General features: G+C 41.1%; 14 protein-coding genes. 3 read left to right on the forward strand and 11 right to left on the reverse strand.

Translation table 11 applies throughout. The features are described 5' to 3' along the window. Positions 1-47: 47 nt before the first annotated feature. Entirely contained in the window at positions 48-1,415 is a 1,368-nt protein-coding gene (locus RZO55_RS12810; protein WP_318064678.1) for a GntP family permease, read from the reverse strand. 17 nt (positions 1,416-1,432) lie between these two features. Next, positions 1,433-3,148, reverse strand: a complete 1,716-nt coding sequence (gene ilvD, locus RZO55_RS12815) for a dihydroxy-acid dehydratase (protein ID WP_318064679.1) — start codon at positions 3,146-3,148, stop codon at positions 1,433-1,435. Positions 3,149-3,422: 274 nt separating this feature from the next. Between ilvD and RZO55_RS12820 the strand changes: the two genes are divergently transcribed. Next, entirely contained in the window at positions 3,423-4,109 is a 687-nt protein-coding gene (locus RZO55_RS12820) for a FadR/GntR family transcriptional regulator (RefSeq protein ID WP_318064680.1), read from the forward strand. A gap of 59 nt (positions 4,110-4,168) precedes the next feature. Here RZO55_RS12820 and RZO55_RS12825 read toward each other — a convergent pair whose 3' ends face one another. The 7 genes from RZO55_RS12825 to RZO55_RS12855 all read right to left on the reverse strand — a co-directional run bounded on the left by RZO55_RS12825 (position 4,169) and on the right by RZO55_RS12855 (position 11,245). Further along, positions 4,169-5,434: an Nramp family divalent metal transporter gene (locus tag RZO55_RS12825; protein ID WP_318064681.1), complete on the reverse strand. Its 1,266-nt coding sequence runs from the start codon at positions 5,432-5,434 to the stop codon at positions 4,169-4,171. A 27-nt stretch (positions 5,435-5,461) separates the two neighbouring features. Further along, positions 5,462-6,604, reverse strand: a complete 1,143-nt coding sequence (locus RZO55_RS12830) for a GGDEF domain-containing protein (RefSeq protein WP_318064682.1) — start codon at positions 6,602-6,604, stop codon at positions 5,462-5,464. A 112-nt stretch (positions 6,605-6,716) separates the two neighbouring features. Next, positions 6,717-7,592 carry a GNAT family N-acetyltransferase gene (locus RZO55_RS12835; RefSeq protein ID WP_318064683.1) on the reverse strand — a complete coding sequence of 292 codons (876 nt, stop codon included), beginning with the start codon at positions 7,590-7,592 and terminating at the stop codon, positions 6,717-6,719. 15 nt (positions 7,593-7,607) lie between these two features. Beyond that, on the reverse strand, positions 7,608-8,408 hold the full coding sequence (locus tag RZO55_RS12840; RefSeq protein WP_318064684.1) for an ABC transporter permease: 801 nt from the start codon (positions 8,406-8,408) through the stop codon (positions 7,608-7,610). Next, positions 8,408-9,202 (reverse strand): ABC transporter permease, encoded by a 795-nt coding sequence (locus RZO55_RS12845; protein WP_318064685.1) that lies wholly within the window; start codon positions 9,200-9,202, stop codon positions 8,408-8,410. Before RZO55_RS12845 ends, RZO55_RS12840 begins: the two co-directional genes overlap by 1 nt. Then, on the reverse strand, positions 9,195-10,181 hold the full coding sequence (locus RZO55_RS12850; RefSeq protein WP_318064686.1) for an ABC transporter ATP-binding protein: 987 nt from the start codon (positions 10,179-10,181) through the stop codon (positions 9,195-9,197). Before RZO55_RS12850 ends, RZO55_RS12845 begins: the two co-directional genes overlap by 8 nt. 398 nt (positions 10,182-10,579) lie before the next feature. Then, the gene (locus RZO55_RS12855) at positions 10,580-11,245 is read right to left on the reverse strand and encodes a class I SAM-dependent methyltransferase (RefSeq protein ID WP_318064687.1); all 666 of its coding nucleotides are present in this window, start codon (positions 11,243-11,245) and stop codon (positions 10,580-10,582) included. A 431-nt stretch (positions 11,246-11,676) separates the two neighbouring features. Here RZO55_RS12855 and RZO55_RS12860 point away from each other — a divergent pair, with 431 nt between their 5' ends. Together RZO55_RS12860 and RZO55_RS12865 are read left to right on the forward strand one after the other, a co-directional pair. Further along, a complete protein-coding gene (locus tag RZO55_RS12860) occupies positions 11,677-12,252 on the forward strand; it encodes a 50S ribosomal protein L25/general stress protein Ctc (protein ID WP_318064688.1) in 576 nt (191 codons plus the stop codon). Positions 12,253-12,394: 142 nt separating this feature from the next. Continuing rightward, complete coding sequence (locus RZO55_RS12865) at positions 12,395-13,282, forward strand: sigma-70 family RNA polymerase sigma factor (RefSeq protein WP_318064689.1); 888 nt, start codon at positions 12,395-12,397, stop codon at positions 13,280-13,282. Between the two features lie 131 nt (positions 13,283-13,413). On the opposite strand, the gene RZO55_RS12870 is transcribed toward RZO55_RS12865, so the two are convergent. Together RZO55_RS12870 and RZO55_RS12875 are read right to left on the reverse strand one after the other, a co-directional pair. After that, complete coding sequence (locus RZO55_RS12870; protein WP_318064690.1) at positions 13,414-13,869, reverse strand: GNAT family N-acetyltransferase; 456 nt, start codon at positions 13,867-13,869, stop codon at positions 13,414-13,416. Positions 13,870-13,911: 42 nt separating this feature from the next. Further along, complete coding sequence (locus RZO55_RS12875; protein WP_318064691.1) at positions 13,912-14,766, reverse strand: AAA family ATPase; 855 nt, start codon at positions 14,764-14,766, stop codon at positions 13,912-13,914. Positions 14,767-14,784 lie beyond the last annotated feature (18 nt).

Genomic DNA, 14,784 nt, shown 5'->3' on the forward strand with positions numbered 1-14,784 from the left:
CTTATGTATATAAAGTTTTACTCATTCCCCAATTTTTAATATCCTCATCAGGATATAAATAAAGAAACAATTAATGCAACTGCAAAACCAGATCCGCCCACAATCGTCTCCATGATTGTCCAGGTCTTAAACGTTGTCTTTTCATCCAGTCCGCACAGGGATTTCACAAGCCAGAATCCGGAATCATTAAAATGGGAACAGACAGTAGAGCCTCCTGCGATGGCCATTACCAGGCACGCTTTATACAAAGGTGGCAGACCTGTTACAGTTGGCATTGCCGCTACAATTCCTGCTGCCATGGTCATGGCAACCGTTGCTGATCCTACGGAAACGCGGACTGCACACGCAATCAGGAATGCGACTAATACCAGAGGCAGAGGAGATGCCCCGATTACATTGCCAATAATGGTTCCAAGACCGGAATCCTGAAGCATATAGCGGAGAACACCTCCGCCTGCTGTCACCAGCATAATAAGGCCTGTTGGTTCCAATGATTTTGTCATTACTTTTTCCAGTTCTTCTCTGGAATATCCATGTTTTGTACCAAGAAGAAATACTGCCGCAATCGTAGCAAGAAGCAGCGCAATGAACGGTGTACCCAGAAAACTGAATACAGGTCTTAGTACATCCACTTTAGTTCCTTCCGGAATCACACCAAGAATGGAATTGATGATGATTAAAATAAGAGGAATCATAATAATGGCTACAACCGTACCAAAAGAAGGCATCTTTTTTTCGTCAAATTCCTTTGTTTCCGCGTACAGGGCTGGTACCGGTATATCATAGTGCTGACCGCAGAATTTCCCCCATACAGGACCTGCCAGTATCATGGCAACCGCTCCACACAGGATTCCAAGACCAATTACAACTCCAAGGTCAACTTCCAGCATATTTGCTACCAGTACCGGGCCTGGTGTTGGTGGTATAAATGCATGCCCTACCGCCAAACCGGCTAACAGGGGAATTACATAAAACATAACTGATTTTCTGCACCGCTTAGCCAGGGAAAAAGCAAGAGGAATCAGAATAATCAGCCCGGCATCAAAAAATACTGGAATGGCAACCACCATACCTGTAATTCCCAAAGCCCACGGAGCCCGTTTTTCCCCAAAGGTGTTCATCATGGTGAGGGCAACCCGTTCTGCTCCTCCTGAGATTTCCAGAATCGCACCAAACATTGATCCCAGTCCAATCAACAGTGCAATTCCCTTAAGAGTTTCCCCCATCCCCTTTGTAACTGTTCCGGTAATCAGACTGACTGGCATACCCGCGATTAATCCGATAGCCAGCGCCGAAACAAGAATGGCAATAAATGCCTGAAATTTTGCTTTTGTAATTAAGAATAACAGAATGATCAGTCCGCACAAAGCTGCAATAACCAGCCTTGTGGGATCTGCTGTAAACGTTTCGTTCATAATAACCCCTCCAAGTATTATTTCATGTATCCGCCCTTCATGGGAGATACTGCATGTTCGCTGAAAAGCTTCAGTACTCCTGAAGAATATTTCGACGGCTTAGGCTGCCATTTTTCACGGCGCTCTTTTAAGATTTTCTCCATCTCTTCTTCTGTTTTATGTTCCCCTTTTACTCCTGTAATTGCAAGAATACGATTTGGTATATCTATTTTTATGATATCCCCTTCTTCTACCAGCGCAATCGGTCCGCCTTCCGCTGCTTCCGGAGAAACATGACCGATAGAAGGTCCCGTAGAGGCCCCGGAAAAACGGCCGTCAGTAATTAAAGCAATTGTCCGTCCCAGCTCTTTGTCCGATGAGATCGCTTCTGATGTATAAAACATTTCCGGCATTCCGCTTCCTTTCGGACCTTCGTATCTGATAAATACCGCATCACCTGGCTTTACACGATGATTCAGTACTGCATCAATAGCCTCTTCCTCACTGTCAAAGGGACGTGCATTCAATTCTGCCTGAAACATCTCTTTTGGACAGGCTGTGTGCTTGATCACCGCACCATCCGGCGCAAGATTACCTTTCAGTACAGCGATTGCTCCATCGGTACCAATCGCTTTCTGAAATGGCCTGATAATTTCTTCCCTTTTAATTCCTGCTTTTTCACAATATTCTTCACACTGTTCATAAAATCCGGTTTGTTTCAACATTTCAAGATTTTCACCCAGAGTCTTACCAGTGACTGTCATTGCATCTAAATGGAGAACCGATCTGATCTCTTCCATGATTCTTGGCACTCCGCCTGCGTAATAGAAGTACTGAGCAGGCCATTTTCCGGAAGGCCGGATATCCAGGAGATAATGAGCACCTCTGTGCAGCCGGTCAAACAGCTCTGAATCGATTTCCAGTCCAAACTCGTGGGCAATCGCCGGGAGATGCACCAGGGAATTAGTTGAACCGGATATCGCTGCATGAACCATAATTGCATTTTCAAACGATTCCATAGTAACAATCTCTCTTGGCTTACTTTTGCAGTTCACAAGCTCTGTGATCTGCTGTCCTGCTCTTACTGCCATGTCCTTTAAATCCGGACAGGTTGCCGGCATAAGAGCGGATCCGGGAAGCATAAGACCAAGCGCCTCTCCCATCACCTGCATGGTGGAAGCTGTTCCCATAAAGGAGCAGGCTCCGCAGGAAGGACAGGCATGCTGCTTATAATACTCCAGTTTTTCCGGTTCCAGTTCCCCCCGCTGGCACATGGCACTGTATTTCCCGATCTGTTCCAGTGTAAGCAGGTCCGGTCCTGCGTCCATAACTCCTCCAGTCACCAGGATGGAAGGTATATTGAGGCGGCCGATTGCCATTAAATGCGCCGGCACTGCTTTATCGCAGCTTGATATAAAAACGCCACCGTCAAAAGGTGTTGCATTTGCATGTATCTCAATCATGTTACAGATCATATCCCGGGATGCCAGGGAATAGTTAATTCCATCATGCCCCTGAGCCATTCCATCGCAGATATCCGTTGTAAAATATCTTGCTGCCTTTCCTCCTTTTTCCCTTACACCGTCTACCGTTTTATTCACGAGATCAAGAAGATGGGCACTTCCCGGGTGACTGTCGCCAAAGGTACTTTCCACAATAATCTGCATTTTGGAAAGATCCTCTGCCTTCCAGCCCATACCCATGCGAAGTGGATCCATCTCCGGAGCCAATTTTCGAATATCCTGACTAACCATGATTGCTCCCCTTTCTTATTCATCTTATATATTTTGTTATTATTATATTAATTCATCATATGATTGTCAATATGTTTTTATTATTTTTATCAATATTAACTAATTTTCGTTCTGTTTATTGTGCATATTATTTAATTTCGTTTTAAAATACCTATTATTCATCTGATAACTATTTCAAATAATCAATTATTCATCTGATGCATTTTGCACTTGAATGAAATGGGAATACCGTTTATAATCAGATAAGACTATGGAAATAAGAAAGGAATGAACTATGGCATCCACTCAAAAATCCCTTGCTGATGTTACAGCGGAGCGGATTATTAAATACATTATTGATAACAAATTGAAAGAAGGAGGACAGCTTCCCAACGAAACTGCACTGTCATCTCTTATGGGTGTGGGGCGAAGCACGCTCAGGGAAGCCATACGTTCTCTTGCATCACGCAACATACTGACCGTACAGCAGGGCTCCGGAATCTACGTCAGTCATAATACCGGTGTCGCTGATGATCCCCTGGGCTTCACATTTATAGAGAATAAAGAAAAGCTGGTGGCTGATCTTATGGAGTTCCGTATGATGATAGAACCCAGGAGCGCTGCCCTGGCTGCTTCAAAAGCGACCCCCGAACAGGCGCAGGAACTGCTTTTGTTGGCTGCAGATGTGGAAAACTGTTATGAAAAAGGAGTATCCCATTCAGAAGCAGATGCACTCTTTCATGCCAAAATAGCAGAAATCAGTGAAAATGTGATTCTACCCCAGCTGGAACCACTCATCATGCACGCAATTGATATGTTTATCGATATCACTCATTCTTCTTTAAAAGAAGAAACAATTAAAACCCATAAGGCAATTGTAAACGCGATTCAAAAGAATGATCCGATCGCGGCACAAGATGCCATGACACTTCACCTTATTTATAACCGTGACCGGCTGCGCAATACTCTGGCACAAAAATAGGGAGCAGCTTCCTGCTGCTCCCCAATCTTCTGATCCCATCTTCTGTTGACCGTTTCCATTCATCCTTTTCCAAACGCAACCAAAAGCATTATATTTAAAACTGTCAGTATCACTCCAATCACAAGGAGTAAAAACTTATCCAGACGACCATTTTTATATTTTCCCATAACCTTTTCTGAAGATGTGAGATAAATCTGCAAAAATACAGTAATAGGAAGCTGAACGCTTAAAAGCATCTGACTGTATACCAGACCTTTAAAGGGATCACTGATCAGAAAGATGATACATGTAGCAATCACAAGAATCCATGTCACACCAAACCTGGTATGAGGATCGTCCGGGTCATAAGGTTCACCGTACATCCCTGCAAATATGGATCCCCCCGCCATTCCCGCTGTGGTAGTTGATGCAATTCCGGAAAACAGAAGTGCTATGGCAAAAATCAGGCTTGCCCCACTGCCTACCAATGGTTTTAGCATCTGTGCCGCCTGCCCCAGCTCTGAAACGTGTTCCCCTTTGCTGAAAAACGTAGTTGCAGCCAGTATGATCATGGCGCTGTTGATTGCCCAGCCGATAATCATGGATAATAGCGTATCGGCAAATTCATATTTCAGCTGAAGCTTCTGTATGGATTCATCTTCCAGATTCCATTGTCTGCTCTGTATGATCTCAGAGTGAAGAAACAAATTATGAGGCATAACCACTGCACCCAGTACCGACATAATAATCAGCATAGATCCCTTAGGAAACTGTATGGTAGTCCAGCCTGCAACCGCCTGATTCCAATCCACATGTACCAGGCTCAGTTCATATATGAAAGACAGACCGATGACAGAAACAAAACCAATAATCCATTTTTCCAGTTTCTGATACGAATTGGTAAACAGCATCCAAAGGATCAGAGCCAGCACCAGAACTGAAGCCAGTTTAACTGGAATCCGAAACAGCAGATTCAATGCAATTGCAGCTCCTAGTATCTCCGCCATGGCTGTAGAAATTGCTGCCAGAACCGCAGTTGACAATACCACTTTAGATATCCTGGGTTTTAAGTGTTTATGGGCTGCTTCTGCCAGACAGTCACCTGTTACTATTCCAAGGTGTGCCACATTGTGCTGAAGTATAATCAGCATAATCGTTGAAAGTGTTACCATCCAAAGCAGCGCGTATCCATAATCCGATCCTGCTGCTATATTGGATGCCCAGTTTCCCGGATCAATAAAACCAACCGTGACCAAAAGCCCTGGACCTACATAATGCAGCAGCTCCTTTAATCCCAATTTGGGTTTATGATGCATGGTATTCTCTTTTTTCAAAAAATCAAACATTGAAATAACCCCCTTTCAAATATCCAGTTATTTTTCTTCTTCATGTACTCGTATGGAATCCCTCACTATTTTTGCCTGATATAATGCCTGATCTGCATTCATAAAAAGTTTAGCTGCATTTAATCCATTCTTATATTCTGCCAGCCCAAAGCTTGCAGTCAGTTTCAGTCCGGGGTGTTCCTTAAACACTGCTTCCTTTAACCTGTTTTGAATCATAACTGCAGTTTTATAAGCCTCCTTCATATTAGTACGATAAAAGAGAATACAGAATTCATCTCCTCCATACCGGTAAACAGATGCATTTTTACAGCTTTCCTTCAGTAATGCAGCAAAGGCAATCAGACACAGATCACCCGTCTGATGCCCCCAGGTGTCATTAATGTTTTTAAACCTGTCAATATCAGTGATTCCAAACACATAATTGTCCTGGGGATTATAATCTTCCAGATCTCTAAGCGCATCATGCAGAGCTCTCCGGTTATAGATTCCCGTCAGTTCATCCATCTTCAGCCGCTTCATTAACACAATCCGTTCCTCTTCGATTCGAATACTGGCCCGGTTTTTCCGCTGCTCGTAACGTATCACCACCAGACATATCAATGATACAGAAAACATAATGAAAAGTGCAATCAGAAAATTCCCCAGTCTGAGTGTACTTTGAAACACGGAGGGCTTATCCACATCCCAGGTAATAAACAGTTCCGAAACAATCAGCAAAACCAGACTGATGGCGGAAGTAGTGAGTGTAACCATACTGCTGGCGTAAACAGTAGTCAGAATCACCGCTGTAACAAACACATAATATGTAACTGTAAACGCACCATGCGCTGTAAACAGGGAAAAACAGATTACTGTATTGATAATGGATACTGTATAGATTTTTGCAGTCTGGGTAATCTTATCTGATTTCACCACTGCACAGTCTACGGCTATACACAGTGCGTTCACGCCACTGGGCGCCAGAAGAAATTTAAACAGGAACTTAGGTACCGTGGTATTGAGCATATCTGAATGAACCAGTATGATGCCCATAATACATTCTACGACCAGAGCAAATAATACCATTCCTATGGATATCTTAAAATGAAGGCCAAGCCAGTCCTTATCAATCCTGGTATATTCCTTATGTATCTCATTTACGTGTGCATTTTCATTGGGTTCGGCTGACATAGATTTCTCCTGCTGTTCCTTTTATTCTGAAATTGTATCATCAGTCAGCTAAACCGTCAATTTTTTTCAAGTCTTATAGTCAAAAAACATACAAATCTCCACGTAAAACTGTTTATGCATGAGCCAGCTCGGGAATCCGCAGACATTCCCGCTCAATACTATTTAACGCTGATCCTTTTAAATGCAGTACTGTATCAGTTTCCACAGTCTTTCTGCATAGAAACCCCTTTTTATCTATAGGAGAAAAGCCCAGGACCAGACTCTTCACCTCTTTGCCAAAGGCTGCTGCAATCCTGTCTAAATTCACTCTGTCCGGAGAAAAAACCTGGTGCAGATGCAATTGTCCGGCCTTTATACTGGCAAAGACATATGCATTCTGCTCTGGTACAAAATATATATGTTTGCCCATATAGTCCAGCGCATAAAACATCGTAAGTTCCTCCTTGCTTTCCAGCCAGAAACTGCTTTGTGGGCAGCTTTCTTTCATGGCCTGCTGCAGCTTGAGATAATCTCTTTTCTCCTTCATAGGTACACTTATTGCAGATACCGCCTCTTCATTGGTTACAGCTTTTACATATTCAAACTCATCCGATCTCCTGAATCCAAATTTCGGATAAAAATCCAATACGCTTTCATTGGCAAACAAAAACCAGCCGTCTGCCTTCCCCTCATAATCCTTTTGGATCTCCTGGATCAACTGTCTGATCAGTCCCTGGTTTCGGCAGGATTTGCAGGTCATAACCGTCCCCAACTGAATGTAACACTTTGGCTCCCCATTTTCTAAAAATAACATAGGGCTTACCGAAACATTTGCCAGGACCTCCTCCTCTTCCATAATGGAATAAGGAATATAATTGTTCTTCCAGTAACCATTCTGATACCATTTTTCAAAATCCAGACCAAATATCTGTCCAGCCAGCCGGTTAAAGCTTTTCCTTACCCTTTCGTCATCCTGGTATCCTTTTCTTAACACATAACCGTCTCTCATTTTTCATTTCTCCTTTTACGAACTTGCGCTGTTATAATGTTTTATTCCCTGCTTCCATACAAAAGCCGTCAATATAGCAAACACTACCGCAACCGATATCCCCCACATAGCTCCGCCTAAAGTCAGCTCCCGTGTAAGGAACTGAACCGGTATGGTTGCCATGATCCCATAAGGCAGGATCATATAAAAAATCACTTTATAGGCACCATAAAATACAATTCCCGGAAGCTGCATGCATAAGGAGAGACCTGTCTCCTCCAATATCACTGCGCTTCCACTGGATAAAATAAAAAACGAAAGAGAGCGGATCAATACTTCTACCAGATAATATAATACGGTCATAACTGCCACCCAGAACGTATATCCCAGCATAAGAGAAGGCGTGATCTCAATTCCACCTTTCCTGATCCCATAAGCAATGATTACTCCGCTGAGAATTAAGAGCGGAACTGCCCCCGGATTGATCCGTTCAAAAGTCAGCCGCAGCAAAGGACTTACCGGCTTAGTCAGATATAAATCCATGTCTCCACTCTTAATTTTATCCGGTATTCCATTAATTCCAAAAAAGTAGATCACCATATTTATGGCATTGATCATGGAAAATGTTCCTATATAAAGAATCATCTGTCCCTTTCCCCATGTTCCGATCCGGTCCACATTGTAATAAACCGCCTGAAACACAAACAACTGAACCAGGAATACACAGCTGTCTACAAAAAATGGTCCGAAAAAACTGAGCCGGTACATCATCAGATTCTGTATCCGCATATCTATTAATACTCTGACCACCCGTAAATTTCTTTTCATTCTACCCATTATATACCCACCCCATCATACTTAATCCTGTAATTATTCCATGTAGCATAAATGACTGCCTGTAAAATCACACACCAGCACGCAAGAACCAAAAGTCCCATTCCCAGTTCACCCTTAAGCCTTCCTATGAGAAGCATGGAAGGCAGATATGTCACATAATAAAATGGAAACGCCTTCATAACCGTGACAAATCCTTGCGGAAGCAAAACCAGTGGGATGAGGCTGCCCGTAACAAAAGCCACCAGATTGTCTTTAATCATCAGAAATGTCCCTATATCCTCATATTTCAAAGTGAGAAGCCCCAGATAGTAATTTAACTGAGCCATGAAAAATAGCCCCAGAAGAATCAGAACCACAGCTCCCACAAGAACCGCAGGGTCTGACGCAAATACAAACCTGATGCGGAATGCAAAAATCCAGATTATTGAAGTTATGATATCCAAGGAGAGATAAAAGATCACGATCCCTATTTCCATGGCGATAAAATACCCCTGTATATTTACAGGAAGAACCATATATTTAGAAAAGGTCCCATTCCTGATCCTTTGGCTGATCTCTCCACTCACACGGGAAGACATATCCATCTGATTAAGAAAAGAGCTGATAACATAATAAGACAGCATGCTGTTAATTGTAAACCCCGCCACCTTATCCCTATCCTTAAATATCGTTCCCCACAGAAGGCAGGCAAATAAAATCTTTGTGAGAGTAAACAGAATCTGAATCACCGCATCTCCCCGCCATGCAAGCTGCGTCTTTATAAAAACCTTGATAATCTCCAGATATTTACGCAAGACCTTTCCCCCCTTCCTGGTAAATTCTCTCCACGACCGTTCCAATTTCCTCCTCTTCCACGGATATATCACTGGGCAGTAAGCTCATAAGTTCTCTCAGTAAGCCCGGAGCATTTTCTTTCGGCACCATAATTACCTTTTTACAAGGTGTCTGTTCTATAATCCTTGCTTCGTCCCCCATCTTTGGAAGAGAAGTTGGTTCTTGAAATGTAACCGTTATTTTTTTATACTTCTGGTACTGTTCAAAAAGCTTTTCTGTATCCCCATCATAGATTTTACATCCATGGTTGATAACAACGGACCGTTTGCATAATGTCTTAATGTCTTCCATGTAATGGGAAGTAAGTATAATTGTAGTCCCCTTTTTTTCATTAATTTCTGCTAAAAATCCCCGGATCTGTTTGGATGCCACTGCATCTAACCCAATCGTCGGTTCATCTAAGAAAATAATCTTCGGATTGTGAAGCAGTGCCGCAATCAGCTCCATCTTCATTCGTTCTCCAAGAGACAGTGTCCTCACCTGTACATGCATCAGTTCCTGTACCTGAAAGAGATTTATGAAGTACTCTTTGGAAATTTGATACTCCTCCTCCGGCAATCCATAGATTTCTTTAAACAGGCAAAGCGTATCTTCCACAGTCAGTTCAAAGAACAACTGACTCTTCTGACCCATAACCACTGCATACTGCTGTTTTAACTCATGATCTAAATTATTGGGATAATATCCTAATACATTTATAGTTCCGCAGGTGGGAGCAATGATTCCAGTCAACATTTTAACCAAAGTTGTTTTTCCCGCACCATTAGGACCAATCAGACCCACAAATTCTCCTTCTCTGATCGTAAGATCCAAATTGCACACGGCCTGTTTTTCTTCATACTCCCGCCTCACAAGTCCCCTAATACTTCCCATCATACCTGACTGTTTCTTAAATCTCCTGTAATTCTTTGTTAACCCTGCAGTTTTAATGATTTCCATGTGTTTCCCCCTTCAATAAACAAAAAATGACCACCGATTCATCCGCCCAACAGACATGATGCTTCCGCGATCTCAAATAAAACCTGATTCCAGACAAATTTCATAAAAAATAACAAAAAAGCATAACATCACTATTATGCTTTCAAAAAGTCTGTCTGGTATAGACATATATTTGGAAAGTATGATCTTTTGCAGCGCAAAAGTCAAGCATTCAGTAAGGCAGATTTACCGGCATTGCAGCCGAAAAAGGGCAGACTGATCACGTAAATAATCTATGTCTTTCCCTTTCAACTATTTAGTTAGTTGTGATCTCCAATACTGACACACTTAACATACACATACCTCTCTTTTCTTTATAATAATCTGATATTACCTTATCTTGTAATATATGTCAATGTTTATTCTTCTTTCTGGCGCGTCTGTTTATATGCTGCAAGAATTGTGGTATTACTAATGCGTAATATCAATTCTACCCTTTCAAATCCTCCTTTTTTCAACATGGCAATTTGGTTTGAAATAGTACATGGTGTATCATAATGATAAAACTCCCCTTTGGATATACCCAATTCATGCCTGATTCTTCTATTCTCGGAAAAATAATAATCTTCCTCCCCCTGATCTTCCACCATATAGTCGCATTCAATATAGAGTCCCTGATCCGTCAAGGCTCTAAATATCTTCTGATATAAGCCGATCTTTGCTTTATGCTCGAAATGATGCATCGTCTGAAAAGAAACGGCACAATCATACTCTTTCTTCTTCAAATCAACATCAAAATAACTTCCGCATATTAAATTAATGTTCTTTTCCGGGAAATTATATTTTAATTTATCAAGCATTTCCCTGGTTAAGTCAATCCCTGTAACAAAAAGATCTGGAAATTTTTTAAAAATCTGTTTCAACTCCAGACCTGTTCCGCATCCCAGATCCAGTAAATTACTGCATGACGCAGGGAGAAGTGACGGAAGCAGCGCATAAGCCTGTTTACAACCTTCTACTGCAGAAAGCATATGCTCCTCATATCCGTTAACCCTTGATGCGAAAAAATCCTCCATCCGTTCCATTTCCACCTCACCTCCCCATTTCTAATACTATACAGATAAGATTACAGCGGATGAAGAATTAACGCAACCTCAAACTTTTCTCTGAACCATTCAGCTCCTTAGAATAACCTTTGTAGTACCGGTACAGGCCTGGAGGCCCAATTGGGGTAATATCCGTTCAATCCAAAATTTTATTATATAATTTATCGGTGTCAACGCAATAATAACTTTTTTATATGTTTAATCAAAAATTTTCTTACAAACGCAAGATAATACAATTAATGTATTTGCTTTTCTCTGGCATATGTGTTATACTAATAGTACTTGAATATAAAAGAACCGTCTATTGAAGAAGGGCTTTTGTTGGTTTCATTCTATAATGAAACCATGAAAGCCCTTCTTTTTTCAATAGCGGCCGGATATATTCAAAAAAATTTACGAGGAGGATCACAATGGATACTATTACAGTAGAAAAACGTAATGAACAATTAAAAGCAAAACAATTGCGGAGAAAAGGCATTGTTCCTTGCTGCATTTTCGGAGGTAGTCTTCCCAATTCCATATCAATTCAACTGGATGAGAAGTCAGCTGAAAAACTGCTTCGTAAACTACGGCTGGGAAGCAAGATACAGCTTAAATTAGAGGATCAGACAATCATAACACAAATTAAGGACAGCCGCAGATGTTTTGCAGATAATAAAATTGAATATATCGATTTCCAGGCTCTGAACCCAAAGACAAAGGTAAACAGCGTGGCGCATGTCATTTTAGAAAATACCGATTATGTTACCGGGGTATTAGATAAGCTGCTAATGGAAATCCCATATGCTTCCTTACCGGAAGATATGATTGATACTGTTACGGTAGATTTAGAAGGCAAGCCTGTTGGAACAATCATAACAGTAGGTGATATTCCAGAGTTTTTAAGTGACCACATAGATCTTCAGGTTGAAACAGACAGCATTGTTTTAAGAATAGCAGAAAAAAGAAATGCGGCTGCACAGGATACAGAGCAGGCAGCAGAATAACCATACTTAGAAAAAGGGTGCTACTAAAAAGAGCCTTGATTGTCAAATTGCAACAAGACATGAGAGGCTCTGTGTTTTATTTATAAAAAGAGGAACAGGCAGCGAATACGTACACGAACTATCATGAATACAGGAGGGCCATATGTCAGCAATTAAACAGCAGAATGTGGATACAGCAGTTTTAGAAAAACAACTTGATGTAAATATAGACGATCCCATAAAAATGTATTTATTACAGGCCGGAGAAGCACCTTTACTAACCAAGGAAGAAGAGTACCATCTGGCAAAGCTCTCCGCGCAGGGAAACAGCAAAGCGAAAAACAGACTCATCTGTTCAAATCTAAGGCTTGTAGTCAGTATTGCAAAAAAGCATGAATCATATGTTCAGTCTCTAACCCTGCTTGACCTGATTCAGGAAGGAAACATCGGACTCATGAAAGCTGTTGAGCGGTATGATTATACACTGGGATATCGTTTTTCCACCTACGCCACATGGTGGATTCGCCAGGCAGTTACCAGGGGCATCGCAGAGCAGGACCGTACAATACGGTTACCGGTTCATTACAGAGAAGATGTAAACACGTTAAATCACACCCTCCGTCAGCTCAACCAGGAACAGGATTCCTTTACAACTCAGGATGTATCGGAAATCACTGGATTCTCTGTGGAAAGAATAGAGCAGATTATGATGGATTCTGCATCAACAATTTCACTGGATACTCCCATTAGCGAGGATAATACAAGCTTCTTAGGTGATTTTATTGAAGACAAAACCATACTTCCCCCCGAAGAAAGTATGGTCTATACTATGCTCAAAGAAGAAATTAATAAGCAATTACTATCGTTAAAACCGAGAGAGCAGATGGTTGTAAATATGAGATTTGGTCTCAATGGATATATGCCTCATACTCTGGAAGAAGTGGGAAATCATATCGGTGTGACCAGAGAACGAATAAGACAGATTGAAGCACGGGCCTTGCGCATACTGCGCTCACCAAACCGCAGAAAGTTTCTGATCGATTTTATGTAACCGCATAAAACCCGCATAACTTCAAATGCCAGAAATAGCAGGCGGACAGCAGAATATGCTGTCTGGCCTGATTTTACTTTTTATGCAATAATCCCTTACCGTATTCTTAGTATATTCCCCAGATTTTTTGTTCATCGCACCATAACAAAATGTGCCAGCTGGACATTCCCCTCCATCTGAGTTCCGTCAATTTTAAATGCAAATTTTTTTGTATAAAAATTAATATTTTCTTTTTTATCTGATGGTGTGATTAAAGTTATCTTTTTCCAGTCTGAATATTTATCCAGCACAAATTCAAGCGCCTGCGTCCCGATTCCCTTTCCCTGATATTGCGGAATGATGCAAAGGCAGCCAAGATAATACTCTCCTTTTCCCATATCTTCTACCGAAATGACTCCGGCAGGAATATCATCACAGTAAATAATATCCTTAGGGAAATTTTCCATAGATTTCTCCATACCTTCCCTGGATCTGCCGTAGGCTGGGCATTCTCCATATCTGACGTAATCATCATAAAACGCCCCATTATAAATTTGAATTAATAAATCAGCATCTTCCTTTATCGCTCTTTTATATGATATATTCATAACTTTCCTCTCAACGAAATTAATCATTTTATATGTTATTTATTAAAATTCTTTTTCATACTTCTTAAAAAATTGATAATATGCCTGTACATTGGAAAGCTCCGACCATTTTTTAATATCAACCGGGTCTTCATCCATATCGTAAATTTTTGCCCCCTTCATTGATAGAAGAAAGGGAGAATGAGTGGCAATAATAAACTGGCAATGAAAAAACCGTGCAGAATCTTCTAAAAACTTTAGCAATTCCTGCTGCCGTCCCGGTGATAAACTGTTCTCCGGCTCGTCCAGTAAATACAGCCCATTTTCCATAATCTTTTCACAAAAGAACAGATAAGCACTCTCCCCATTGGAATGTTCCTTTACATTCCCCATCAGATTCTTTCTGATGTATCGGGACTGGGTATTACTACGTGACATATTAACCTTCTTAAGCCTCTCATAATCGTCCATAGATTTCATCTGAAAACTGGAATACTTTGAGTCTAAATATTCATCAAACAGCTTTTCCCGTTTTTGATGTATCCCTTCGTTTAAAGACCTTATATTAAGCATAAAATCAAAAACATCGTCACTGGTTATAATCCGACTGTCTTTTGCGACCGGCTCATCCATTTCATAAGAACACAAATCTGTATAATCCTTAAAAAAATTGGATCTGTTATAAAGGGCTTCACGGGTAAGGCAAAGCTTCTCTGCTATCACATTTAAAGCAGTTGTCTTCCCCGATCCATTGCCTCCATATAAAATCGTAACCGGCTCAAAGTCTAACCTGGTCAGATGATTCTTTGACAAAATCTGAAATGGATAAAAAGTATCATAACAAGTTCGTTTCTCTCCCATTATGAAGCTGTATTCTTCTTCTATATCAGGAAATAAAAATTGTGATAAATAAATCATTTCAAAACTCCCCCATAT

It is taken from the genome of Clostridium boliviensis (assembly GCF_033342255.1).
GTDB lineage: Bacteria > Bacillota > Clostridia > Lachnospirales > Lachnospiraceae > Lacrimispora > Lacrimispora boliviensis.